The organism is Eubacterium ramulus (assembly GCF_003122485.1).
GTDB classification, from domain to species: Bacteria; Bacillota; Clostridia; order Lachnospirales; family Lachnospiraceae; genus Eubacterium_I; species Eubacterium_I ramulus_A.
Genome location: NZ_JRFU01000030.1, coordinates 1 through 25373 on the forward strand (window position 1 = coordinate 1; position 25373 = coordinate 25373).

Annotated in this window: 22 protein-coding genes; 18 read left to right on the plus strand and 4 right to left on the minus strand. The window is 44.0% G+C overall.

The annotated features are described in order from the left end of the window. The first annotated feature begins 138 nt into the window (after positions 1-138). Positions 139-1203, plus strand: a complete 1065-nt coding sequence (locus LG34_RS03215; protein WP_109214841.1) for a 5' nucleotidase, NT5C type — start codon at positions 139-141, stop codon at positions 1201-1203. Here LG34_RS03215 and LG34_RS03220 read toward each other — a convergent pair. After that, positions 1188-2024: a CPBP family intramembrane glutamic endopeptidase gene (locus LG34_RS03220; protein WP_181369274.1), complete on the minus strand. Its 837-nt coding sequence runs from the start codon at positions 2022-2024 to the stop codon at positions 1188-1190. The two genes, LG34_RS03215 and LG34_RS03220, sit on opposite strands and share 16 nt — an antisense overlap. 223 nt (positions 2025-2247) lie before the next feature. On the opposite strand from LG34_RS03220, the gene LG34_RS03225 reads away from it, so the two are divergent. The 13 genes from LG34_RS03225 to LG34_RS03285 all read left to right on the plus strand — a co-directional run bounded on the left by LG34_RS03225 (position 2248) and on the right by LG34_RS03285 (position 17588). Next, positions 2248-5724 (plus strand): DNA polymerase III subunit alpha, encoded by a 3477-nt coding sequence (locus LG34_RS03225; RefSeq protein ID WP_109214843.1) that lies wholly within the window; start codon positions 2248-2250, stop codon positions 5722-5724. A 66-nt stretch (positions 5725-5790) separates the two neighbouring features. Beyond that, positions 5791-6765 (plus strand): 6-phosphofructokinase, encoded by a 975-nt coding sequence (gene pfkA / locus LG34_RS03230; protein ID WP_109214844.1) that lies wholly within the window; start codon positions 5791-5793, stop codon positions 6763-6765. Between the two features lie 230 nt (positions 6766-6995). Further along, positions 6996-7766, plus strand: coding sequence for a TrmH family RNA methyltransferase (locus LG34_RS03235; protein ID WP_109214845.1), 771 nt, complete (start codon positions 6996-6998; stop codon positions 7764-7766). Between the two features lies 1 nt (position 7767). After that, positions 7768-8034, plus strand: coding sequence for a hypothetical protein (locus LG34_RS03240; protein ID WP_109214846.1), 267 nt, complete (start codon positions 7768-7770; stop codon positions 8032-8034). A gap of 2 nt (positions 8035-8036) precedes the next feature. After that, a complete protein-coding gene (locus tag LG34_RS03245) occupies positions 8037-8549 on the plus strand; it encodes a transcription repressor NadR (RefSeq protein ID WP_109214847.1) in 513 nt (170 codons plus the stop codon). A gap of 421 nt (positions 8550-8970) precedes the next feature. Further along, the gene (locus LG34_RS03250) at positions 8971-9645 is read left to right on the plus strand and encodes a GTP pyrophosphokinase (RefSeq protein WP_109214848.1); all 675 of its coding nucleotides are present in this window, start codon (positions 8971-8973) and stop codon (positions 9643-9645) included. 136 nt (positions 9646-9781) lie between these two features. Further along, positions 9782-11032 (plus strand): adenosylhomocysteinase, encoded by a 1251-nt coding sequence (locus tag LG34_RS03255; protein WP_109214849.1) that lies wholly within the window; start codon positions 9782-9784, stop codon positions 11030-11032. A gap of 30 nt (positions 11033-11062) precedes the next feature. Then, the gene (locus LG34_RS03260) at positions 11063-12124 is read left to right on the plus strand and encodes a tetratricopeptide repeat protein (RefSeq protein ID WP_109214850.1); all 1062 of its coding nucleotides are present in this window, start codon (positions 11063-11065) and stop codon (positions 12122-12124) included. 86 nt (positions 12125-12210) lie between these two features. Further along, a complete protein-coding gene (hflX, locus tag LG34_RS03265; protein WP_109214851.1) occupies positions 12211-13443 on the plus strand; it encodes a GTPase HflX in 1233 nt (410 codons plus the stop codon). A gap of 101 nt (positions 13444-13544) precedes the next feature. After that, positions 13545-14822 carry a dihydroorotase gene (locus tag LG34_RS03270; RefSeq protein WP_109214852.1) on the plus strand — a complete coding sequence of 426 codons (1278 nt, stop codon included), beginning with the start codon at positions 13545-13547 and terminating at the stop codon, positions 14820-14822. 162 nt (positions 14823-14984) lie between these two features. Next, positions 14985-15905: an orotidine-5'-phosphate decarboxylase gene (pyrF, locus tag LG34_RS03275; protein ID WP_109214853.1), complete on the plus strand. Its 921-nt coding sequence runs from the start codon at positions 14985-14987 to the stop codon at positions 15903-15905. A 10-nt stretch (positions 15906-15915) separates the two neighbouring features. After that, a complete protein-coding gene (locus LG34_RS03280; RefSeq protein ID WP_109214854.1) occupies positions 15916-16686 on the plus strand; it encodes a dihydroorotate dehydrogenase electron transfer subunit in 771 nt (256 codons plus the stop codon). Then, positions 16686-17588 (plus strand): dihydroorotate dehydrogenase, encoded by a 903-nt coding sequence (locus LG34_RS03285; protein WP_109214855.1) that lies wholly within the window; start codon positions 16686-16688, stop codon positions 17586-17588. Before LG34_RS03280 ends, LG34_RS03285 begins: the two co-directional genes overlap by 1 nt. A 562-nt stretch (positions 17589-18150) precedes the next feature. On the opposite strand, the gene mobB is transcribed toward LG34_RS03285, so the two are convergent. Beyond that, positions 18151-19299: a molybdopterin-guanine dinucleotide biosynthesis protein B gene (gene mobB, locus LG34_RS03290; RefSeq protein ID WP_109214856.1), complete on the minus strand. Its 1149-nt coding sequence runs from the start codon at positions 19297-19299 to the stop codon at positions 18151-18153. Positions 19300-19583: 284 nt separating this feature from the next. Between mobB and LG34_RS03295 the strand changes: the two genes are divergently transcribed. Beyond that, on the plus strand, positions 19584-20042 hold the full coding sequence (locus LG34_RS03295) for an NUDIX hydrolase (RefSeq protein ID WP_109214857.1): 459 nt from the start codon (positions 19584-19586) through the stop codon (positions 20040-20042). A gap of 211 nt (positions 20043-20253) precedes the next feature. Here LG34_RS03295 and LG34_RS03300 read toward each other — a convergent pair whose 3' ends face one another. Beyond that, positions 20254-21564 (minus strand): alpha-amylase family glycosyl hydrolase, encoded by a 1311-nt coding sequence (locus LG34_RS03300; RefSeq protein WP_109214858.1) that lies wholly within the window; start codon positions 21562-21564, stop codon positions 20254-20256. A 180-nt stretch (positions 21565-21744) separates the two neighbouring features. Continuing rightward, positions 21745-22215, minus strand: a complete 471-nt coding sequence (gene mscL, locus LG34_RS03305; protein WP_109214859.1) for a large conductance mechanosensitive channel protein MscL — start codon at positions 22213-22215, stop codon at positions 21745-21747. Between the two features lie 351 nt (positions 22216-22566). Between mscL and LG34_RS03310 the strand changes: the two genes are divergently transcribed. The 3 genes from LG34_RS03310 to LG34_RS03320 form a co-directional block, all read left to right on the plus strand. Beyond that, positions 22567-23499 carry an AEC family transporter gene (locus LG34_RS03310; protein WP_158582245.1) on the plus strand — a complete coding sequence of 311 codons (933 nt, stop codon included), beginning with the start codon at positions 22567-22569 and terminating at the stop codon, positions 23497-23499. A gap of 55 nt (positions 23500-23554) precedes the next feature. Continuing rightward, positions 23555-24547 (plus strand): aldo/keto reductase, encoded by a 993-nt coding sequence (locus LG34_RS03315; protein WP_109214861.1) that lies wholly within the window; start codon positions 23555-23557, stop codon positions 24545-24547. A gap of 108 nt (positions 24548-24655) precedes the next feature. Then, a partial coding sequence (locus tag LG34_RS03320; RefSeq protein WP_431602597.1) for an alpha/beta hydrolase occupies positions 24656-25373 on the plus strand: 718 nt, incomplete at its 3' end.

The window sequence follows — 25373 nt, forward strand, 5'->3', positions numbered from 1 at the left end:
TTGCATGACGCGCACCTCGCAACAAGAATGCCGGAGCATTCTTGAATTAGGAAATACAATAATGTGTTGTGTGAAAATGTGCGATTGTACGATTGCTTATGAGACTGTGCAATTGCACATTTCTATTTTGGAGGTTGTATGCTTACATTTGGAATCGATTGGGATGATGTAATTTCTCCCTTAAACGACTGTGCCATAGAACTGGCGAATCAGGAATATCAGTTTGACCCGCCGTTGACACTGGAAGATATCAATTCCTGGGAAAATACCGGGCGGGCATCGGTAATCAAAAAATACTATAACGATCCGCGGCTGTATGATATGCAGCGGGTATCCGATGAGGCAAAAGCCTTTATCCGGAAATTACAGACAAAAGGAATTGTGTATATCGTAACGGCAGTGTATCCACAGTTTATGTCAAAACGGGTGGAGCAGATTAAAACAGCATTTCCGGATTTCCCGGATGAAAATATCATTATGGGATTTCAGAAATCGGTCGTTCAGGTGGATATTACGCTGGATGACGGACCACGAAATATCCTAAAAAGCAGTGCGCGGTTTCCAGTGCTGATGCGGCGACCATGGAACCGGGAACTGACGGGACTATTGGCGGTTCACAATTATGATGAATTTTTCCAGTTACTGGATCAGATCAAATCATCCATGATCGAAGACCGGGTAGAACCGAAGGCACCTTGTGTGGTAGCTTTGGTTGGTCCAAGTGGTTCCAATAAAAATGAGATTACCCGGCGATTATGCGAAACGGGTCGTTTTACTGTGCCGAAAGCTTATACCACAAAAAAGGTATCGGACAGCATCCATACGACCATCACGGAAGAAGAATTTATCCGCGATAGTGCAGAATTTGTTGAAACTACCCGTTATGCAGGCTATGCCTACGGCACGAAATGGAAGGATATCACATCATTGATGAATGGCGATAAATATGTGGTTATGCCAATGGACTTAAGCGGTGCTATTGCCATGAAACGGCATTATCCGACGGTGATCATTTTCTGTAAATGCAAACGAGAGCAGATGATCGAGAGTATTCTGGAAAAGGATATGGATAACCATGAAAAAATGCTACGTCTGGTTTCGCTGGAAAATGAACTTAAAAATGCGGCATTGTGTGATTATGTGGTTCATACAGACCGCGAAGACGCGGTGGAGCGGATACTTTCAATTTATTCTGCAGTTTGAAAATCCGTATAGAACAGCCAAAGTGCAAAGATCGTAAGCACCACACCAAAGACTGCAAATCCAACATAACTAAACATCAGCGAGATAGAAATCAGTCCCGAGAAGAAGCATCCAATAATATTAAACACAATATGCACCGGAATAGAGTACCGGATTCCATGTCCCCGGCGGCACACCCAGCCAAGGAACAGTCCCATGGCAAATGCATAAATGCCCTGTATCAGATTCAGATGTACAAATCCAAAAAGCAGTGCCTGCCAGATATTTGCAAACCAGAATGGCATTGCATGTCTTGCATAACGGAAAATCAATCCACGGAAGATCAGCTCTTCAATGATCGGAGCCAGAATAAGGGAATAAACGATTAGCATTACAGACAGGTCTGAATATCCCTGCGTTTCCATGGCGGCATTGTATTTTGTAATCCATTCCGGGCGGAGTCTGCCGATCAGATCTGTCAGAAGTGTTGTCACGTATTGCAGACCGATGCCAAGAAAAATCATGGATACGATCGTATGAAAACTGTAGCCGGTTGGCTGCTTTTTCGGGCGGTTCCGAAACGGTCTTACAAATACTCTCTGATACCAGATACCAAAAACAAGTAATGCCAGAATACCGTATACGATATTTACCGTCTGCAAATACTGCTGATTAGAAGTTATATCAGATAAAGAACCGAGGATGGCAGCAATATCGCCGCCGGCAGCGGAACTATCCTTTAGTGCAAAAATTATCATTACCGGAATCGTTGCAACTACCTGAAGGATAAAAAGAAATATCATAGGCAGCAGACTTTTCCAGAAACATGCCATTTTTTTCATAAAAAAATCCCCTTTCATAAACAACGGGCGGAAAAACGCCCATTTTCATCTATGACTATCTTATAGAAACCATGTTGGTTTGTCTAGCATATGACACAAATCTTAAAAAAATCGTAAAAGAAAATCCCCCTTTTCTGTCGAAACGGAATATGTTAGAATAAAGTACAGTTGGCAGAATCACACTGCCTTTAGAGAGAATTATTTTGACGGAAAGAAGGTTACTATGGCATTTGCACATTTACATGTCCATACAGAGTACAGTCTGCTGGACGGTTCGAACAAGATCACAGAGTATGTGAGCCGGATCAAGGAGCTTGGCATGACAGCTGGAGCGATTACCGATCATGGTGTCATGTACGGTGTGATCGATTTTTATCGTGCGGCAAAAAAGGAAGGCATCAATCCGATCCTTGGTTGCGAGGTGTATGTGGCACCGGGATCACGTTTTGACCGGGAGCAGACAAAAGGAGAGGATCGGTATTATCATCTGGTTCTTCTGGCAGAGAACAATCAGGGATATTCCAATTTGATGAAAATTGTATCCAAAGGATTTGTGGATGGATATTATTATCGTCCCCGTGTGGATATGGAAGTACTGGAGCAGTATCACGAGGGTATCATTGCATTATCTGCCTGCCTTGCAGGAGAAGTACAGCGTTATCTGACACGCGGTATGTACGAGGAAGCCAAAGAGACCGCTTTAAAATATGAAAGATGTTTTGGAAAAGGCAACTTTTTTCTGGAATTACAGGATCATGGAATCGCGGAACAGGCGCAGGTAAATCAGCAGCTTCTTCGCATGCATCAGGAACTTGGCATTGATCTGGTGGCAACAAACGATGTTCATTATACCTATGAAAAAGATGCGGAGGCGCACGATGTTCTTCTGTGCCTGCAGACGGGCAAAAAACTGAGCGATGAAAACCGTATGCGCTACGAGGGCGGTCAGTATTATGTAAAATCTGAGGAAGAAATGAAGGCACTTTTTCCATATGCGCTGGAAGCGATTGAGAATACACAGAAAATCGCAGACCGCTGCCATGTAGAGATTGAATTTGGCGTAACGAAATTGCCAAAATTTGATGTGCCGGATGGCTACACTTCCTGGGAATACTTAAATAAATTGTGTTACGAAGGTCTGGATGAACGTTATTCCCCGGAACGGGTGCGGGAGTTAAAACCGCGTCTGGAATATGAGCTTTCTGTCATTCAGAAAATGGGATACGTGGATTACTTTCTGATCGTCTGGGATTTCATTCATTTTGCCAGAGAAAATGACATTATGGTTGGTCCGGGACGTGGAAGTGCCGCAGGAAGTCTGGTTTCCTATACCCTTGGTATTACAAAACTGGACCCGATCCGCTACAGTCTGCTGTTTGAGCGATTCCTGAATCCGGAACGAGTATCCATGCCTGATATTGACGTGGATTTCTGTTACGAGCGTCGTCAGGAAGTCATTGATTACGTTGTCCGAAAATACGGCAAAGACCGTGTGGTACAGATCGTAACCTTTGGTACTATGGCGGCAAAAGGTGTCATCCGCGATGTCGGACGTGTTATGGATCTGCCTTATGCCATGTGCGACAGCATTGCAAAAATGATTCCGAATGAGCTTGGAATCACCATCAGCAAGGCGTTGAAAATGAACTCGGAATTACGGGGATTATATGAGTCTGATCCACAGGTGACAAAGCTGATCGACATGTCACTACGTCTGGAAGGACTGCCGCGGCATACTTCTATGCATGCTGCCGGTGTCGTGATCAGTCAGAAATCCGTGGATGAATACGTGCCGTTATCCAGAGGCTCTGATGGCTCTGTGACAACGCAGTTTACCATGACGACACTGGAAGAACTTGGTCTGTTAAAAATGGATTTCTTGGGACTTCGAACACTGACCGTCATTCAGGATGCGGTGAAAAATGTGGCGCGCTCCACCGGCAAAACGCTGGATATGGATCACATTGACTACAACGATCCGGACGTGCTGGCTTCCATTGGAACCGGTCACACGGAAGGCGTGTTCCAGCTGGAGAGTGCGGGAATGAAAAACTTCATGAAGGAGTTAAAACCAAAGAGCCTGGAGGATATTATCGCGGGAATTTCCCTTTATCGTCCGGGTCCGATGGACTTTATTCCGGCTTACATCCGTGGCAAAAATAACCCGGATTCCATTATGTATGACTGCCCACAGTTAGAGCCGATCCTTGCGCCGACCTATGGCTGTATCGTATATCAGGAGCAGGTTATGCAGATCGTGCGTGATCTGGCAGGTTATACCCTTGGACGAAGTGATCTGGTGCGCCGTGCCATGTCAAAGAAAAAAGCAGATGTCATGGCGAGAGAGCGTCAGAACTTTGTATACGGAAATGAGGAAGAGGGCGTTCCGGGGTGTATTTCCAACGGAATTTCCGAGCAGACAGCAAATAAAATTTTTGACGAAATGACGGATTTTGCAAAATATGCCTTCAATAAATCTCATGCGGCAGCGTACGCGGTCGTTTCCTATCAGACTGCGTATCTGAAATATTATTATCCGGTAGAATTTATGGCAGCTTTGATGACGTCCGTGATTGATAACTCCACAAAAGTGGCAGAATATATTCAGGTGTGCCGTCACATGGGAATTGCAGTATTGCCGCCAAATGTCAACGACGGGTATGCAGGATTTTCCGTATCCGGAAAAGATATCCGTTACGGATTGTCTGCCATCAAGAGCATTGGTCGTTCTGTTATTGACGGATTGGTGCAGGAGCGTGAGGAAAACGGCAAGTTTAAATCTCTGAAAGATTTCATTGAACGAATGACTGGCAGGGAGTTAAACCGCCGTGCTGTGGAAAATTTCATCAAGGGTGGTGCCTTTGACGGACTTGGCGGTACGCGAAAACAGTTTATGCAGGTATATGGCAGCATCATAGATCAGATCGTAAACGACCGGAAGACGACCATGGCAGGACAAATGTCCCTGTTTGATATGGTTGCACCGGAGGAGAAGAAACAGTTTGAGATCCGTCTGCCAAATTGTGGAGAGTTTACGAAGGAAGAACTGCTTGCCATGGAAAAAGAAGTGCTTGGTATCTATGTCAGTGGACATCCGTTACAGGAATACGAGGCGAAATGGCGGAAAAATATTACGAAGACCACCGGAGATTTTACCCTGGACGAAGAACTTGGTGTTGCCCGTGGAATCAATGAAGGGGAAAATGCCATGATCGGAGGCATGATCACGGCAAAGAACATCAAATATACGAAGCAGAATAAGGCAATGGCTTTTCTGACGGTGGAGGATCTGTACGGAAGTGTGGAAGTAATTGTTTTTCCGAGACAGTATGAGCGTTATCATGCACTGATGCAGGAGGATTCCAAGGTGTTTATTCTGGGACATGCTTCTGTGGAAGAAGATCGCAATGGCAAACTGATCTGTGACAAAATTTATTCTTTTGATGATGCGAGACGGGAATTGTGGATTCAGTTTCCGGATAAAGAGACTTTTGAAAAGCAAGAAAACGAAATTTTAGCACTGTTATCTGGCTCAGATGGACAAGATCAGGTCGTTATTTACCTTGCAAAAGAGCGGGCAATGAAACGACTGGGGAAAAATATGAGCGTATTTGCCAACAATGAGCTTATAAATGAACTAAACAAAAAAGTTGGTGAAAAAAATATCAAAGTTTTGGAAAAGTCCATTGAAAAAATGTAAAAAAAAGTTTAGAATAATAGCAACATGAGGAAAAAATGAAATGATACAGGTATAGGAGGTTTTGTCATGGCTAAGGAAATACAGACAATTGGTGTGTTAACAAGTGGTGGAGATGCACCTGGCATGAATGCGGCTATCCGTGCGGTAGTACGTCAGGCAATCTCAAAGGGGAAAAAAGTTAAGGGTATAAGACGTGGTTATACAGGTTTGCTTGCAGAGGACATTGTCGATATGGAAGCAAAAGATGTATCAGATATCATTCAGCGTGGTGGTACGATTCTTCAGACAGCAAGATGTCCGGAGTTCCGTACCGAAGAAGGACAGAAACTTGGCGCAGAAATGTGTAGAAAACATGGAATCGAAGGAATCATCGTAATTGGTGGTGACGGATCTTTCCGTGGAGCACAGAAGCTGGCAGCACAGGGAATCAATACCATCGGTATTCCGGGAACTATCGATCTTGATATTTCCTGCACTGATTACACCATTGGTTTTGATACCGCAGTAAACACTGCAATGGAAGCCATCGACAAAATCCGTGATACCGCATCATCCCATGAGAGATGCAGTATCATTGAGGTAATGGGACGTGATGCCGGATATATCGCACTCTGGTGTGGACTGGCAAACGGCGCTGAGCAGGTGCTGATCCCGGAGAAATATGATTTTGATGAGCAGAAGATCGTCAACAATATCATTGCAAACCGTAAACGTGGTAAGAGACATTATATCATCATCAATGCAGAGGGAATCGGACATTCCACTTCTTTAGCAAGACGTATTGAAGCAGCTACCGGAATGGAGACCAGAGCAACCATCCTTGGTCACATGCAGCGTGGTGGAAGCCCGACATGTAAAGACCGTGTATATGCATCTACCATGGGTGCTTATGCCGTGGATCTTCTCTGCGAAGGCAAGAGTAACCGTGTCGTTGCTTACAAAGACGGTAAATTCACAGATTTTGATGTGGATGAGGCACTGGCTATGGAGAAGCAGATCTCTGATTATCAGTTTAATGTAGGAAAGAACCTTTCTATCTAAGTTCATTCAGCACATATATTTAGGTAATGATTATGTTAGCATGAAGAATTGCCTGAAGATATAGTGAAATTGCAAATGGATAATAAGAAAAAGCAGTTTACATCAGCGGATGTAAATTGCTTTTTTGTGCGTTTCTATATATAATGGAAAAAGCGGAGAAAGTAGCAAAGCGAATGAATTTCAAAGGGTCTGCTTTCGAAAATTGAAATGAAGTAGAAAAGGGAAAATATATGATTACAAGTACATCAAATGCACAGGTCAAGGCACTGAGCAAATTGATAAAAAATGCCCGGGCGCGCAGACAGCAGCAGGTATATATTGTGGAAGGTATCCGGATGTTTCGTGAGACACCAGAAGATCGGATTGAAAAAATCTATGCATCCGAATCTTTTGTAAAAGAGCATGAGACTTTATTGGCGGGCAAAGACTGGGAAATGCTGTCTGATTCTGTGTTTGCAAGTGTTTCTGATACGAAGACACCTCAAGGTGTGTTATGTCTGGTAAAAATGAGAGAGAATCGTCTGGAAGACATGCTCCAGCAGAAAAATGGACTTTGGCTGATCCTGGAGAATGTGCAGGATCCGGGAAATCTGGGAACAATGTTCCGGACCGGTGAAGGTGCAGGAATCGCCGGTGTGATCATGGACCGTTCCACCGTGGATATTTACAATCCGAAAACAATCCGTTCAACCATGGGGAGTATTTTCCGGGTGCCGTTTTTTATCACAGAGGATCTGCATGAGACGATCCGACAGCTTCAGAACGCACAGGTCAGCGTATATGCGGCACATCTGGAAGGAAGTGTCTGCTATGATACTCCGGATTATACAAAAGGAACGGCTTTTCTGATCGGAAATGAAGGAAACGGACTGACCAAAGAGACGGCAGCACTTGCTGATTCTTATATCCGCATTCCGATGGGCGGTCAGTTAGAATCCCTGAATGCGGCGATGGCAGCGGGAATTCTGATGTATGAAGCAAACAGACAGAGGAGAGTATAACATGTTTCGATTATGGGCAAAAGAATTTAAAAGTAACCGTATGCTGCGGGACACAACGATCTGTGATGACAGCGCGGAAACCCGCACACATAAAGTATTTCATGCACTGGATGAAGTGTGTTACGAATTTGATTTAAGCAAACCGATCTGGCTTGACAGTACGATCGAGGAATTCAGACGTCATGCAAAAACAAGATTTTATCAGGATAATTTTATAGATCAGATTGATTTTGATTTTCTGGAGATCCAGGTGATTGAGGAGGATTAAAAATGACAGATGGCACAACGCGCAGAAAAGAATTAATGAAAATGCTCCAACATGAGACAAAACCGTTATCGGGCACGGAACTGGCGAAACATTTCGGTGTCAGTCGTCAGGTAATCGTACAGGATATTGCATTGCTGCGGGCAACGGATCGGAATATTTTAAGTACCAATAAGGGGTATGTGCTATTTCACCCGGAGCAGGAGGAAGAACGCTGCAGAAGGATTCTTGCGTCCAATCACGGGGAAGAACGGATGCAGGAAGAACTGTATCTGATCGTGGATAACGGGGGCTGCGTCTGCGATGTCGTGGTGGAACATGAGATCTATGGACAGCTTTCCGCAGATCTGATCCTGAAAAATCGTCGGGATGTGAACGAGTTTGTCAAAAAGATGGGAGAAATCTCTGACAAGCCGTTGAATGTGCTTACCGGAGGCATTCATTTCCATACGGTGGAGGCGGAATCAGAAGAAATTCTGGATTGCATTGAGGAACAATTGCGGGAACAGGGTTTTTAACCAAATCAAGGAAGTCCCCTGCTTCAATTGCGAAAAGCAATAAGCAGGGGTAGGGACTTGCTTGTATCAGGAGGGGTGCAAGCCCCTTCTGATAAGCTGCGAAGCAGCTATTTGGTTATGAGCAAGTAGCGAAGGCGGATTGCGAATATCCTTTGACTAAAAACAAAAAGTTTTTTGTGCTTGGCTACGTGTGATATGATTAACTACAAAAATGGCACAAAGTTCTTAATAAAGTATAAAGAAACGCGGAAAAGGACAAAATCTGTGCAAATTTATGCTATAATAAGTGCAAGAGAGTCAATATATTTGTATGATCAATAAACAGCGCATGCTGGTTATGAACGAATTTGGTTCATGATAGTCTGCAAAAAAGTCAGGCGGATAGAGAGAAGTATGATTCACAGGAGGTGGGACGAGAACTATGGCAGAGGAAGTAACAGAACGAGGGGAAATCGTCTACGACTGGCAGAACCTTATGTTTTTATATAATGCAGCGATCAAGGAAGTACGCACGAAACTGGACATTATGAACGATGAGTTTCAGTTTATCCATCAGTACAATCCGATCGAATACATCAAATCAAGAATCAAGACACCGGACAGCATCGCAAAAAAACTGCGAAGACACGGGTTTGAGAATACCATGGAAAATATGGTAGAGCATATCAACGATATTGCAGGTGTGCGTATTGTATGCTCTTTTACATCTGATATTTATCGTCTGGCAGACATGATCGGAAAGCAGAAAGAGTTTACGATCCTTTATATCAAGGATTATATGAAACATCCGAAAGAGAGCGGTTACCGCAGTTATCATATGCTGATTACCGTTCCGATTCAGACGACCAAAGGCATCTGTCCGACAAAGGTAGAAATCCAGATCCGGACGATCGCCATGGATTTCTGGGCAAGTCTGGAGCATAAGATTTATTACAAATTTGAGGGAAATGCACCGCAGTATATCAGTGAGGAGTTGCGGGAATGTGCTGCGATCACATCCAAACTGGATGCAAAAATGCTGTCTCTGAATGAGGCGATCATTGCAGAGAAGGAGCGGCAGCAGCAAGAGGAAGAACAGAAAAAATATCTTAAATAAAATGCCGTCAGAACGATATGTCAGATCGCTGTGACGGTATTGTTTTGTGCAAACCTCTGTTGCGTCACATTTCACTCCATGTTATACTAAAGAATAATGTTTAAAAGTAAATAAGAAAGAATACAGGAGGACATCAATGAGTTCAATTAAAGATATCAACCTTGCTCCGTCCGGAGCACATAAAATCGACTGGGTACGCAAAAACTGTCCGCTTCTTCGCAGTCTGGAGGATGATTTTTCCAAGGAAAAACCATTTGAGGGTATTCGTATTGCCCTTTCCATTCATCTGGAAGCAAAGACTGCATACCTTTGTAAAGTCCTGGCAGCAGGTGGTGCCGAGATGTATATTACCGGAAGTAACCCGCTCTCCACACAGGATGATGTGGCAGCAGCACTGGTAGCGGACGGATTAAACGTATTTGCATGGTATAACTGCACACCGGAAGAATATGACCAGCATATCACAAGTGTTCTGGAGAACAACTGTAACATTATCATTGATGACGGTGGTGATCTGGTTCACATGCTTCATACAAAAATGCAGGACAAACTGCAGTATGTCATCGGTGGATGCGAGGAGACCACAACGGGTATCATCCGTCTGATCGCCATGGCAAAAAATAACGAGTTGAAATTCCCGATGGTTCTGGTAAACAATGCAGACTGTAAGCATCTGTTTGACAACCGTTACGGAACCGGTCAGTCCGTATTTGACGGCATCAACCGTACTACGAACCTGATCGTGGCCGGAAAATATGTCGTTGTTGCAGGTTACGGCTGGTGTGGAAAAGGTGTGGCAATGCGTGCAAAAGGACTTGGCGCAAAAGTTATCGTTACTGAGGTAGATCCGATCAAAGCCATCGAGGCAGTTATGGACGGATTTGACGTCATGCCGATGAACGAAGCAGCAAAGATCGGTGATTTCTTCATCACAGTAACCGGCTGTGCTGGTGTCATCCGTGAGCAGGATTTCAAAGTGATGAAAAATGGTGCCATTTTATGTAATGCAGGACACTTTGACGTGGAGATTGATATGAAACGTCTGCGTGAGATCGCACTGGATACCATTGATCAGCGCAAAAATATCGTGGGATATCAGATCACAGAAGATAAATGGATCTATGTTCTGGCAGAAGGCCGTCTGGTAAACCTGGCAGCAGGTGACGGACACCCGGCAGAAATCATGGATATGAGTTTTGCAATCCAGGCACTGAGTGCAAAATATCTGGTTGAGAATGCCAAGAACCTGAATGAAAAACTGATCAACGTTCCGCGTGATGTAGATCTGGAAGTTGCCAACAGAAAACTTCGTTTCCTTGGCAAGTCCATCGATACTCTGACACCGGAGCAGAAGAAATATCTGAATTCTTCCAATATTGATCTGTAAGGAAATGAGCAAAAAAAGGACGTATAATATATGAAGAAAAGAGTTGTAACCGTATTCCTGACCGGTCTGCTGGCAGCTTCCATGCTGCTTGGAGGCTGTACCAGCAAATCAGAGAAGAAAGCGCTGGAATATAAAGAACTTGGAATCAAACAATTACAGCAGGAAGATTATGACGGTGCAGTAGACAGTTTTCAGAAAGCACTGGATCAGTCTCTGGGCAGGATTACGGCAAATGAACTGGATGTCTGCTATTACAAAGCTCTGGCGCAGTACAAATCAGGTGATGCAAAGGCGGCACTGGAAAGTTACAGTGCATTGATTGATTATGATGAAAAGAACTGGGAAGTTTATTATCTGAGAGGCAGCGTTTATTTATCCGAGGGCGATAAGGACAAGTGCCTGAAGGATTATGAGAAAGCAGTGGAGCTGAACGCTTCTGATCTGGGTCTGTATGGACATATCTGTGAAAACCTGAAGAATGCAGGTGAGGATGACGAAGCGGAGAAATATCTGGAACAGGGACTTGCGCTGCAACCATCCAGCGGTACGGATTACGAAAATGTCGGTTATCTGTATACCATAAAAGGAGATGCGGAAAATGCAGTCAAAGCATATCAGCAGGCAGTAGAAAAAGGCACAGACAGTGCGTCTTTGAAGCTTGGTGAGCTGTATTTTGAAGAAGGAAACACAGACGAGGCGAAGAAAGCGTTTGAGGCATATATGGAGAAGCATCCGGATGACGCAGATGCACTGACACATCTGGCAGATATTGCGGCAGAGTCCGGGGACACGGAGGATGCTGCTGCTTATTATGAGAAAGCAATTGATGTGGCTGATAAGTCTGATCAACAGGGACTTCGGAAAAATCTGGTGGCTTTTTATGAAAATGCAGGTGATTTTGCCAGTGCGTTAAAAGAAGCCAAAAGTTATGTGGCAGACTATCCGAAGGATACTGCAATGCAGAAAGAATATGAGTTTTTACAGACACGTGTAGAAAATAGTACAGGTGATGCGATTGAAGGAACGGTAGATGACGGCACATCGGCAGATACATCATCTTCTGATTCTTCCGCTGCATCAGATGCACAATAACTCCCGATTTTATTGGTGGAGAAATCAGACTTATATCAATGGTGAGATATGATCTCCCATATGAAATGGAAGGAAACGGACAGTAAGTGGGAACAATATATGAAAATGAAGCGCCGGTGGAGCGTGTCATTCTGGTGGCCATCAGTGAACGGGATGGAGACGATACCGTTGCTTCCTTGGAAGAACTGGCAGAGCTTGCGGCAACTGCAGGAGCTGAGGTAGTCGGAACCGTGATCCAGAATTTGGAACATATGAATCCGGGCACTTATGTGGGAAGCGGAAAATTAGAAGAGATCCGCGACATGATCTGGGAAAAAGAGGCAACCGGAATCATCTGTGATGATGAGCTTTCACCGATTCAGATGAAAAATATGGAGCAGGTGCTGGACAGCAAGGTAATGGATCGTACGTTGCTGATCCTGGATATTTTTGCGGCAAGAGCAAGAACCAGTGAAGGTAAGATTCAGGTAGAACTGGCACAGTTAAAATACCGGGCAAGCCGTCTGGCAGGTTTTGGTCGTTCCATGTCCCGTCTGGGTGGTGGAATCGGAACGAGAGGACCGGGTGAGAAAAAACTGGAGATCGACCGTCGTTTGATCGGACACAGAACCGCTCAGTTAAACCGGGAATTAAAAGAAGTGGTACGGCATCGTGAACTGACCAGAAGCCAGCGTATGAAAAGCCATACAAAAGTTGCGGCGATCGTGGGTTATACCAATGCTGGAAAATCTACGCTGTTAAATACACTGACCAATGCGGGTGTACTGGAGGAGGATCAGCTTTTTGCAACACTGGATCCGACCACCCGTGTACTGGAGCTGGAGAATCATCAGAATCTGATGCTGACAGATACCGTTGGATTTATCCGGAAACTGCCGCATCATCTGGTAGATGCCTTTAAGAGTACACTGGAAGAAGCAAAATATGCAGATTTTATCGTGCATGTGGTAGATGCTTCGAATCCACAGTGGGATACACAGATGCATGTAGTTTATGCGACATTACAGGATCTTGGTGTAACCGATAAGAAGATCATTACTTTATTTAATAAATGCGATCGTGTGACCGGAGAAGAAATTTTACAGGATTTTCGTGCAGATAAGACGTTGCGGATCTCTGCAAAAACCGGTCAGGGACTGGATACCTTAAAGGAAGTATTTGAAGATTTGCTGCGGGATGGAAAAGTACTGCTGAAACATACATTTCCGTATGAAAAAGCAGGAGAAATTCAGAAAATTCGAAAATACGGAGAATTGCTGAAAGAGGAATATACGCCGAATGGTATTTATGTGGAAGCATATGTGCCACCAGAGTTATAATGATGGTAAAATAAATCATAGTTCACGTGCTATATGCACAGAAAATGTGGAAACACAGTATTGTGAAAAACGAATAACAGCGGAAAGGAAGACTGTCGGGGATGAAACTTTTAATTAAAAATGGAACCGTGATCGATCCGGGAGACAGGAAGATCACAAAGGCAGATGTACTGGTAACAGATGGTGTGATCAGCAAGGTTGCACCTGGTCTGAAGGATACAGCAGATGAGACATACGATGCGAAAGGCTGCTATGTTATGCCGGGATTTATCGATCTGCACGTACATTTGCGTGATCCGGGACTGGAGTACAAAGAGGATATTCAGACCGGAGGCGCTGCTGCACTGCATGGTGGATTTACGACCATCGTGGCAATGCCGAACACAAAACCGGTGGCAGATAAACCGGATGTGATCAATTATGTTAAACACAAAGCCGAGGCAGTTACAAAAGTACATGTGCTGCAGGCAGGTGCGGTGACAAAGGGACAGAAAGGCGAAGAACTTTCCGATATCCGTGGAATGGCAGCCGCAGGAAGCCCTGCCATCAGCGAGGACGGCAAATCTGTTATGAATGCACAGCTTTACCGGGAAGGTATGAAGATAGCAGCAGAAGAAGGACTGGCAGTGTTAGCACACTGTGAAGATATTAACATGGTACACGGTGGTGTGCTGAATGCAGATGCAAAATCAAAAAAGCTTGGTTTTGCAGGCATTACAAACTCTGTAGAAGATGTTATCGTGGCAAGAGATATCCTGCTGGCAAAAGAAACCGGTGTGCGTCTGCATCTGTGCCATTGCTCCACAAAAGACAGTGTGCGCATGGTAGAACTGGCAAAAGAAGAAGGACTTCCGGTAACTGCAGAGGTCTGCCCGCATCATTTCTGTATGACTTCCGATGATATCACAGAAGATGATGCAAATTATAAGATGAACCCGCCACTTCGTACCAAAGAGGATGTGGAAGCGTTAAAGAAAGGTCTGGCAGATGACATCATGGATGTGATCGCTACCGATCATGCACCGCATGCAGCCAGAGAAAAAGAACAAGGCATTCAGAAAGCTCCGTTTGGAATCGTTGGATTGGAGACAGCAGCAGCCCTCACCTATACAGAACTGGTAAAACCGGGCATTTTGACTCCGATGCAGATGGCAGAGAAGATGAGCTACAATCCGGCAAAAGTACTTGGTCTGAAAAAAGGTACTGTGGCAGAAGGAAGCCATGCGGATCTGACGATTTTTGACCCGGAATATGAGTGGGTGATTGATCCGGCAGAATTTTTATCCAAGGGTAAAAATACACCGTTTGGCGGCAAAAAAGTAATCGGAAAGGTCATGGCAACTATCGTAGATGGCGAGATCGCATATCGGGAGAAATAGTGCGGACTTTCAGAAAAATCAAGTTACAAAATAGCTGATATTTAAAAAAACGAAAATTACAGTTTAAACGTATTAGTTATAAAATAGCTATTTGACTATAAGTACGTGGATTACGAATATCAGCTTTATAGAATAATTTCATAAAGAGGAGAACGAGACACAATGATCAACAAGTTAGTAGAAAAAATCAAAAAAACAGGTGCACCGATTGTAGTCGGCTTAGATCCGATGCTTTCTTATGTTCCGGAGCATATTCAGAAAAAATCTTTTGCTGAGTATGGCGAGACACTGGAAGGTGCAGCAGATGCAATCTGGCAGTACAACAAACAGATTATCGACAGCACCTATGATCTGATCCCGGCAGTAAAACCGCAGATCGCCATGTATGAGCAGTTTGGTGTGGAAGGTCTGAAAGCATTCCAGAAAACCGTTGATTATTGTCATGAGAAAGATCTGGTTGTCATCGGCGATGTAAAACGTGGAGATATCGGATCCACATCCGCTGCATACGCAACCGGACATCTTGGAAAAGTCCAGGTGGGAAGCAAGACATACAGTACGTTCAACGAGGATTTTGCAACTGTAAATCCATACCTTGGAACAGACGGTATCAAACCATTTGCAGATGTCTGCAAAGAGGAGAAAAAAGGTCTGTTTATCCTTGTAAAAACATCCAATCCGTCCAGCGGTGAGTTCCAGGATCGTCTGATCGACGGAAAACCGTTATACGAGCATGTAGCTGAGAAAGTTGCTGCATGGGGCGAGGATGTAATGGGTGATGAGTACAGCTACATCGGAGCTGTTGTAGGAGCTACTTATCCGGAAGTTGGTAAAGTATTACGTCAGGTAATGCCAAAGAGCTTCATTCTGGTACCGGGTTACGGCGCACAGGGTGGAAAAGGCAAAGATCTGACTCATTATTTCAATAAAGATGGTCTGGGCGCAATCGTAAACTCCTCCAGAGGAATCATTGCAGCTTACAAACAGGAGAAATACGCACAGTTTGGCGCAGAGAACTTCGCAGATGCTTCCCGTCAGGCAGTCATCGACATGATCGAGGATATCGCTTCCGCATTGAAATAAGGAGAACAACATGGCAGAGAAATTTAAAGAGCAGGCGGTAGTTATCAGCCAGGAGCAGATTGCTCCGGCGATTTACAGCCTGTGGATCAAGACAGATAAAATTGCGCAGTATGCAAAGGCAGGACAGTTTATTTCCATTTACTGTGACGACGGAAGCAGATTACTTCCGCGTCCGATCAGTATCTGCGAGATTGACAAAGAAGATTCTTCCCTGCATTTGGTATACCGTATCGCAGGCAAGGGAACTGCAGAATTTTCTGAAAAACAGACTGGAGATCACCTCTCCGTCATGGGACCGCTTGGAAATGGTTTCCCGTTAAAAGGGAAAAAAGCATTTCTGATCGGTGGTGGAATCGGAATTCCGCCAATTCTGGAGCTTGCAAAACAGTTAAATTGTGAGAAACAGATCGTCCTTGGATACCGCAACAGCGATATGTTCCTTCTGGACGAGTTTAAAAAACAGGGTGAAGTTTACATTGCCACAGAGGACGGCAGTGTTGGAACAAAAGGAAACGTGCTGGATGCGATCCGTGAAAATGCTTTAGATGCAGAAGTAATCTATGCATGTGGTCCGACTCCTATGCTTCGCGCATTGAAAAATTATGCAGCTGAGAACAATATTGAGTGCTGGATTTCTATGGAAGAGAAGATGGCATGTGGCATCGGCGCATGTCTGGCATGTGTATGCAAATCCAAAGAAGTGGATGGACATACCAATGTACATAACAAACGTGTCTGCAAAGAGGGACCGGTATTTTTAGCAGAGGAGGTAGAACTGTAATGAACACAAAAGTAACGATTGCAGGAGTAACATTTGACAATCCGGTTATGGTTGCCTCCGGTACCTTCGGTTCCGGTGAGGAATTTTCTGAATTTGTAGACCTGAACCGTCTGGGCGCGGTAGTCACCAAAGGTGTGGCAAACGTTCCGTGGCCGGGTAACCCGACTCCGCGTATTGCGGAAGTATACGGCGGCATGCTCAATGCCATTGGTCTGCAGAATCCGGGGATTGATGTGTTTGTCTCCAGAGACATTCCGTTTTTGAAAAAATATGATACAAAGATCATTGTAAACGTATGTGGAAAATCCACCGAAGATTACTGTGAGGTTGTAGAGCGTCTGGCAGATCAGCCGGTCGATATGCTGGAGATCAACATTTCCTGCCCGAATGTCAAAGAGGGCGGAATCGCGTTCGGTCAGGATCCGAAAGCTGTTGAGGCAATCACAAGAGAAGTGAAAAAACATGCAAAACAGCCGGTGATCATGAAATTAAGCCCGAATGTTACAGACATTACTGTGATGGCAAAGGCAGCAGAGGCAGGCGGCGCAGATGCGCTGTCACTGATCAATACTCTGACAGGTATGAAGATTGATGTCAACAAACGTACTTTTGCGATTGCAAATAAAACCGGTGGTCTGTCCGGCCCGGCGGTACATCCGATTGCCGTACGTATGGTATATCAGGTGGCAAATGCCGTAAAACTTCCGATTATCGGAATGGGTGGTATCCAGAATACAGAGGATGCGTTAGAGCTGATGCTTGCTGGCGCAACGGCAGTCAGTGTCGGAACTGCCAATTTTGCAAATCCGATGGTGACGATGGAGATCGTGGATGGTATTGAGCAGTATATGCAGATGCATGGGGTTGCGGATATCAATGAACTTATTGGTTCTGTAAAATAAATTCTTGTTTGTCTTTTAAGGAACAAGATGGAAAAACTCCAATGCAGGCACGCCGGATTTCCTATCTTCGCTGCGCCGCTTATTTCCGACCGCTTCCGCGAACTCACCAACAGCAAAAACAGCTGTTGGCTCAGACACACTCACGCGGTCGGACTATGCTCGCTTCGATAACGGAAATCCGTCTACTGCCTTGCCTTGGAGTTTTTCCATCTTTGTTCCATTTACGCGCCGGCACCGCGTGCCACGCATGCACACAAGCTGATGACAAAATATTCGTTATGTCGCATGCGCAGATTTACATAGAGTAAAGAATGGCTGATTATTTCACAGCGTAAATAGAGAAAACGAAAAATCCTGTCAGGAAAAGCGATTCAGTGAGCGACTGATTTTCACAAGGTTTTGCGCGAACGTGAACCGACCAGCTTTTATAGGAGGTGGGAGTGAGCGCGATGAAACTGCAGTGAAATGAAGGTAGCGAACGTCTAGCTTTCTGACAGGATTCTTCGTTTTCTTAATTATATTAAAATTTTAGCCAAAACAATGACAAACAAGAATTTAAAGGCTAAATGAACCGGGAAATTAGGTATTCTGCCATTTCTGTTGGTTCATTTAAATCAAAGACTGGAAGATTTCCTGGCGCAGGCGCATATGGAAAATTGGCAACATATGCGATGGTATTTTCAAGATTGCCAACCGGTGTCTCATTATAATCTTTGCGTAGTAACTGGATTTTTGGTTGGGAGCCAAATTTGTAGCCTTCAATTAAAATGAGGTCTACATCGTGGATCTCAGAAAGCAACTGTTTCAGAGAAGGTTCTCCGGTAGCATGTGTCTGTATCTGTACAGTTTGCTCCGGACCACTTAAAATCATAGTATCCACACCTGCTTTTCGCAGACGATAACTGTCTTTACCAGGCTGATCAATTTCAAAACCGTGAGCATCATGCTTGATCAGTGCAATACGAAGCCCTTTTTCTTTCAGGCAGGCAACCAGTTTTTCCAGATAAGTTGTCTTTCCAGTTCCTGATTTTGCAGAGAATGAGACATAAGGAATTGTCTGTTCTGTTTGTGGGACAAAATCCGCAGGAAACAGTGCAGGCTGTTTTTCTGCCAGCATCTGCAGGGCATGATAGTAGGATGGCATGTCGTTCATATTATAAAAATGCTCCTGTGGAACAAGAATATCAGCGATGATAGTGTGCTCCGGTGTCAGAAGCTGACGCAGACGGTAGTTTTCCATCTGTATCATGCATTCAATGTTTGGAAGACATGTTTTTGCATAGGCAGCGGTAAGCGGCTGTTTGCCACGGGTTGGATGAACAAGCACGCAGGCATATTTTTCAGGAACTGTGTCAATAGACTGTTCCAACGTCTGGCATAATGTAAGGGCGGCATCCGTGTTTGTAAACGGTGCATCTACCGGTGTGAAAAACAACAAATCTTCAGAAACAGCAGAAAGACAGCTGTACAATCCTCCCAGCGGACCAATTTTTTCAATGCGGTCAGGAATTGCCTGACAATCCAGTTTTTCTGCCAGATTCATCCAGAAATCCGTCATTTTCGGAACGGATAAATATATTTTTTCAAAATTCGGGCGAAAGCGGCGGACCTGATATTCAATCAGAGTGTATTCACCAAAAGGCAGAAAAGCCTTGTTTGTGCCCATACGTGTGCTGAGTCCTCCGCAGAGAAGGACAAGTGCATGTGTCATATAATTATCTCCTTAATTTTCAAGACGCGAATGTGTCTGACTGATTCTTTATGCAGACATGAGCGTTGGCTGTATATAATAAATGTACGAGGTAAAAATAAATTGAAATAAAAAAATAGCTGCAACGTCTATTCTTTTGTGTTATCCTAAATGCACACAGTTATGATTCTGCATAACGGTACAAGTATCTTAATAACCATCAGGTTTCAGAAATTCGGAAGCTCATATATCGAGTATATTCCAAATGATGAACAAAAAGCAATAGAAAAAGGGGAGAAAATATTATGCGTCTTACAACTTTATGTTACATAGAAAAAGATGAAAAATACCTGATGCTTCACCGCACGAAAAAGAAAAAAGATGAAAATCACGACAAGTGGATTGGTGTCGGTGGGAAGTTTGAAGCGGGAGAATCACCGGATGAGTGTGTGATCCGTGAAGTAAAAGAAGAAACAGGACTGACTTTGACAAAGTACCAGTTTCGTGGGATTGTGACGTTTTGTTCTGATGAATGGGAAGATGAATACATGCATCTTTTTACGGCAACGGAATTTGAGGGCAATTTAATTGAGTGTAACGAGGGAACGTTGGAATGGGTGGACAAGGAAAAAGTGTTATCACTTCCAACCTGGGAAGGTGACCATTTGTTTTTAGAACGTCTGCTATCCGGAAATCCATCATTCTTTTCATTAAAAGTCGAATATGAGGGGGACAGACTGGCGAAATGGAAGTTCTTTACATAAAAATGATTTACAGAGACTAAAAAATAATGCAGAACATAATGAGTCTGGTATTTAAGTGCGTACAGGATACGTAAAAGTTTGCATGTCAAATTACAGATAGGTTTAAATTGGAAAAATAGTAAAAAGACAGATTTATTTCCGTATATGACTATGAAGAAAAGTCATCTATATAGAAACAAATCTGTCTTTTAATTATTAATTTATGAGATATTTAATATTCACATTTCCAGAAAAATGCACTGTACGGAGGAAGTTCACTGCCACCACCAAAATCATGTTTATTTCCGGTAATCAGGTCGATGGCGGTACCACATCCGGCATCAAAATGAGCGGTATACGGTTCGCCATCTGCATTGATGGCAACGAAAACACGTTCAGAATCTGTTTTTCGCTCAAAAATGCACTGGCGGTTTGTCAGTACGACAGAACGGAAATCACCGTAATTTAAGGCGTTGCTTGCCTTTTTTGCAGTAGCAAGTTTGGAAATCCATGCGGTCAGATCATTTTCAACCGGTGCATCGAAGCAGGCGCGTAAAGCCGGATCGCCTTCGCTTTTGTTTGCTTTTGCACCCCATTCACTTCCGTAGTAAACGCATGGAATACCCGGCATACCAAAACAGAGGGCATAGATCAGCGGCAGATGATGCTCATTGGTCAGATTGCTGGCAATACGGCTGACATCGTGATTGTCTACAAAGCAGAGCAGATGTTTGCCACGATAAAGTGTCCAGTTTTCGGAACCAAACTGACGCAGGAGAGAGTGTACGATCTCAAACATATTCATGGAGTTGAAGCTGGAGAACAGTCCCTTGTAACATTCGTAGTTTGTGGCAGAATGCAGCATGGAATCATTCATCAGGCGGTTGTAATCGCCGTGAAGCATTTCTCCTACCAGGAAGAAATCCGGTTTCAGACTGTCACAGAAGGCCCGGAGTTCCCGGACAAAATTTTCATCCAGACAGTAAGCCACATCCAGACGCAGACCGTCGATATCAAATTCTTCCACCCAGCTTCGGATGCTGTCAAAAATATGCTGTTTGACATCCGGATGGCAGAGGTTTAATTTTACAAGGTCATAATTGCCTTCCCAGCCCTCATACCAGAGCCCGTCATTGTAGTTGGAATTGCCGTCAAAACTGATATGGAACCAGTCTTTGTACGGGGAATCCCAGCGTTTTTCCAGCACATCCTGAAATGCCCAGAAGCCGCGGCCGACATGATTGAACACACCGTCTAATACGACTTTGATGCCTTCTTTATGTAATGCCTTGCAGACATCGGCAAAGTCGTTATTTGTGCCGAGACGCACATCAATTTTTCGGAAATCCCTGGTATTGTATCCATGAGTATCGGATTCAAATACCGGTGAAAAATAAATGGCATTCGCACCGAGATTTTTGATGTGTGGAATCCAGTCAATGACCTTTCGGATGCGAGGTGTCAGCACACCGTCGTTTTCAAAAGGTGCTCCGCAGAATCCCAATGGATAAATTTGATAAAATACACTTTCGTAAGCCCACATAGTTCAAGCCCTCATTTCTTAAAAATACATAAGATCCAGTCTGTTTTTTACACAAGAGCACCGAGATTTTCCTATATAAATAACAGCTGAATTTGAAATCATAAAATTTAATACCTCTGCTCTGGATACATTTGTTTTGTTTCGTACCCCAAAAGGCAGGGGCATACGTTGTCTGATCTATTATTTCAGATCTGCTGCATCTACATCGATCAGAGATGATGTACAGTTCGGGCAGCGTGTTGCCTCAATGCTGATCTCAGACATACAGTACGGACACTTCTTTGTGGTCGGTTCTGCCGGAGCTTCCGGTGCCGGTTTGCGCAGTTTGTTCAAAAACTTCACGATACAGAAGACAACCAGTGCCATGATGATAAAATTGATCACGTTGGAGATAAAGGAACCGTATTTGAATACAGCGGCACCTGCTTTTTCCGCAGCGTCCAGTGTCTCATAATGAGAACCGTCCAGAGTGAGAAACAGATTGGAAAAATCAATCTTTCCGGTGAAAATTCCGAGAATCGGATTGATGATGTCATTTACCAGAGAATTTACGATGCCGGTAAATGCACTGCCGATGATCATACCAATGGCAAGATCCATCATGTTGCCCTTTAAGGCAAACTCTTTGAATTCCTGAATGAATTTTTTCATATACTACATATCCTCCTTATGTATGGCGATGTGTTTTTTGAAAAAGATCATCGCGACCGTAATGAAATAAGTATACCATAGGTTATTGGCTTTGTGTACAATGGAACAGCTAAAATTCGGCAATTTCTGAGCAAATTGTGGAAAATGACGCTATATAACTGGTAAGACCATAATTAGTGGTGACAAACGCAAAAAGCTATGATACACTTTGATAGAGAAAATGTTGCATAATATATGATTATAATGAGCGCAAGAGAGTCAACATGCTTGCATGATTGACGACCGGCGAATGTTGATCATAAGCCGGTTTTGCTTATGATATAATATTGAATGAAAGTGGGAGATGAAGCTATGACAATTGTTACTACGATGTGTAAACTATTAATTGCAATGCTGATTGGTTTTTATTTGTTTAAGAAGAACATTTTGACCAAAGAAGTAAATGCAAAACTTTCCAGTATGATCGTGCAGATCACCTGTCCGTGTATTATTTTAAACAGTCTTTCTACGGTTTCACACGATGATACAGGGATGGTTTTGAAACTGTTTCTGGCAGGCGTGGTAATGTACGTGATCTTTCCGATTCTGGCGTGGATCATTACAAAAATCATGCGTGTACCGGCGCATTTGCGTGGAACATACATGTGTATGCTCATTTTTTCAAACAACTCCTTCATGGGTTATCCGGTCGTACAGGCTCTGTATGGCGACAGTGCGATTTTTTATATCACGATCTTTAACATGCCGTTCAGTATCCTGTTTTTCTCTATGGGCCTGCATTTGCTGAAAAAAGATGCGGCTATCGAGTCCGGAAATTTTGTAAAGGAAAAACTGAATTTCCGCAGTTTCATTAATAACGGAATTATTGCCTCCGTTGCGTCATTGGTTATTTATTTTGCAAATATTCCGATGCCGGATATTTTCTATGCCTGCGTGGGATTCGTTGGAAATATCACAACACCGTTATCCATGATCATCATTGGAGCGTCCATGGCAGCAGCATCCTTTGGTGAAATTAAAAAGGAACGTGGAATCTGGCCGATGCTTCCAATCCGTTTGGCAGTGATGCCGGTGATCGTATGGTTCTTCATGCATCTGGTAACAAAAGACGTGACACTGATCAATATCTGTACCATTGGTGCAGGAATGCCGGTGGCTTCTCTGGTTGCAATGGGTGCGGCACCGTATCCAAGACAGAGCCGGTCGGCATCTATTGGTGTGGCGATCTCTACCATTGTGTCACTGGTGACGATACCGATCATGGCGGTATTGCTGGGAGCGTAAAGTAGTGGTACAATGTCTGACATAGAGCAAAAGTTATCGTGAGGAGGAGCGTATCATGTATCAGGCAAAAGAAACAAGATATGACAAAATGGTGTACAATCGCTGTGGAAACAGTGGCTTGAAGCTTCCGGAGGTCTCCCTTGGATTCTGGCACAACTTCGGGGACACAGGTGTTTACGAGAACATGCGTCAGATGGTATTTACTGCTTTTGAAAATGGTATCACACATTTTGATCTGGCAAATAACTATGGTCCGGAGTACGGCAGTGCGGAAGCAAATGTCGGAAAACTCCTGAAGGAGAATTTCAGACCATACCGTGATGAATTGATCATCAGTACCAAAGCCGGTTACGATATGTGGAAAGGTCCATATGGCGACTGGGGCAGCCGCAAATATCTGCTGGCAAGCCTGGATCAGAGTTTACAGAGACTGGGACTTGATTACGTCGATATTTATTATCATCATCGGATGGATCCGAATACACCGCTGGAGGAGACCATGGGAGCTCTGGATCAGGCGGTAAAAAGTGGAAAAGCACTGTATGCAGGTATTTCTAATTATGATGGTGAGACGATGAAACGTGCGGCAGCGATCATGAGAGAACTGCATTGTCCGTTTGTGATCAATCAGAACCGTTATTCTATTTTTGATCGTACCATTGAGCAGAATGGTTTGAAACAGGCAGCGCAGGAAGAAGGCAAGGGAATCATCGCATTCAGTCCACTGGCGCAGGGCATGTTGACAGATCGTTATCTGAATGGCATTCCGGCAGACAGCCGTGTCAACACCGATGGTCGTTTCCTGAAAAAAGAGCAGTTTACAGACAGCAAGATACATCAGATTCAGGCGTTGAATGAGATTGCAAAACAGCGTGGTGAAAGTCTGGCGCAGATGGCGTTGAAATGGGTATTAAAAGATGATGTGGTGACAAGTGTCCTGATTGGAGCATCCAAGCCGCAGCAGATTTTAGATAATATCAAAGTGATTGAAAGCGCAGGATTTACAGATGAAGAGATCCGCTTGATCGATGAAATTTCCGGGAATTAGATTCAAGAATGCTCCGGCATTCTTGTAGAAATATACGATAGAAAAGGAATGAGGAGCAGGTGGAAACATCTGCTTTCCTTATGAAAATGAACAACAGGAGTAAAAAACATGATGTGGATTGTAGTGTGTATCATTGCTGCAGTAATTATATGTGGATGGTTTGCCATCGGATATGTCGGATTCAGAACCGCCATCTGTCGTGGACATGAATTGAATATCAATGACCGGGAAGCCCTAAAAGGCACCGCCTGGGATCAGTATTATGATGAGATTCAGGAAGGAATTGCCTGGATCAACCAGCAGAAAGCAGAGGATATCTACATTCAGTCCGAGGATGGCTTAAAGCTGCATGCGCGCCTGATGGATCAGCCGGGAGCGAAAGGAACGGTGTTGATGTTTCATGGTTATCGTACGCATCCGGAGGTGGATTTTTCCGCATCTTCTCATGTATATTACGAATGTGGAAACCGCATCGTACATATTGATCAGCGGGCAGCTGGCAAAAGTGAAGGAAAATACATTGGTTTTGGTGTCTTAGAGAGCCGCGACGGCTGTCTATGGGCGCAGTATATCGCAAACCGTTTCGGAACCGATCAGAAGATCATTCTGGCGGGATTATCCATGGGAGCTTCTACGGTGTTTATGTCGACTGCGCATCATGAAAACAAGCAGGTTCAAATAAATAGTTCATCTGGAGAGATACTGAATGTTTCCATGGAACTTCCGGAAAATGTCACCGGCATTGTTGCTGACAGTGCATTTTCTTCTCCATATGATATTATCAAAAAGCGGATTCGGACGACTTATCACTGCAAAGGAACGCTAC

Coding starts and splice junctions, on each gene's coding strand:
- LG34_RS03215 (WP_109214841.1), top strand. CDS start 139: ATGCTTACATTTGGAATCGATTGGGATGATGTAATTTCTCCCTTAAAC.
- LG34_RS03220 (WP_181369274.1), bottom strand. CDS start 2,024: ATGAAAAAAATGGCATGTTTCTGGAAAAGTCTGCTGCCTATGATATTT.
- LG34_RS03225 (WP_109214843.1), top strand. CDS start 2,248: ATGGCATTTGCACATTTACATGTCCATACAGAGTACAGTCTGCTGGAC.
- pfkA (WP_109214844.1), top strand. CDS start 5,791: ATGGCTAAGGAAATACAGACAATTGGTGTGTTAACAAGTGGTGGAGAT.
- LG34_RS03235 (WP_109214845.1), top strand. CDS start 6,996: ATGATTACAAGTACATCAAATGCACAGGTCAAGGCACTGAGCAAATTG.
- LG34_RS03240 (WP_109214846.1), top strand. CDS start 7,768: ATGTTTCGATTATGGGCAAAAGAATTTAAAAGTAACCGTATGCTGCGG.
- LG34_RS03245 (WP_109214847.1), top strand. CDS start 8,037: ATGACAGATGGCACAACGCGCAGAAAAGAATTAATGAAAATGCTCCAA.
- LG34_RS03250 (WP_109214848.1), top strand. CDS start 8,971: ATGGCAGAGGAAGTAACAGAACGAGGGGAAATCGTCTACGACTGGCAG.
- LG34_RS03255 (WP_109214849.1), top strand. CDS start 9,782: ATGAGTTCAATTAAAGATATCAACCTTGCTCCGTCCGGAGCACATAAA.
- LG34_RS03260 (WP_109214850.1), top strand. CDS start 11,063: ATGAAGAAAAGAGTTGTAACCGTATTCCTGACCGGTCTGCTGGCAGCT.
- LG34_RS03270 (WP_109214852.1), top strand. CDS start 13,545: ATGAAACTTTTAATTAAAAATGGAACCGTGATCGATCCGGGAGACAGG.
- pyrF (WP_109214853.1), top strand. CDS start 14,985: ATGATCAACAAGTTAGTAGAAAAAATCAAAAAAACAGGTGCACCGATT.
- LG34_RS03280 (WP_109214854.1), top strand. CDS start 15,916: ATGGCAGAGAAATTTAAAGAGCAGGCGGTAGTTATCAGCCAGGAGCAG.
- LG34_RS03285 (WP_109214855.1), top strand. CDS start 16,686: ATGAACACAAAAGTAACGATTGCAGGAGTAACATTTGACAATCCGGTT.
- mobB (WP_109214856.1), bottom strand. CDS start 19,299: ATGACACATGCACTTGTCCTTCTCTGCGGAGGACTCAGCACACGTATG.
- LG34_RS03295 (WP_109214857.1), top strand. CDS start 19,584: ATGCGTCTTACAACTTTATGTTACATAGAAAAAGATGAAAAATACCTG.
- LG34_RS03300 (WP_109214858.1), bottom strand. CDS start 21,564: ATGTGGGCTTACGAAAGTGTATTTTATCAAATTTATCCATTGGGATTC.
- mscL (WP_109214859.1), bottom strand. CDS start 22,215: ATGAAAAAATTCATTCAGGAATTCAAAGAGTTTGCCTTAAAGGGCAAC.
- LG34_RS03310 (WP_158582245.1), top strand. CDS start 22,567: ATGACAATTGTTACTACGATGTGTAAACTATTAATTGCAATGCTGATT.
- LG34_RS03315 (WP_109214861.1), top strand. CDS start 23,555: ATGTATCAGGCAAAAGAAACAAGATATGACAAAATGGTGTACAATCGC.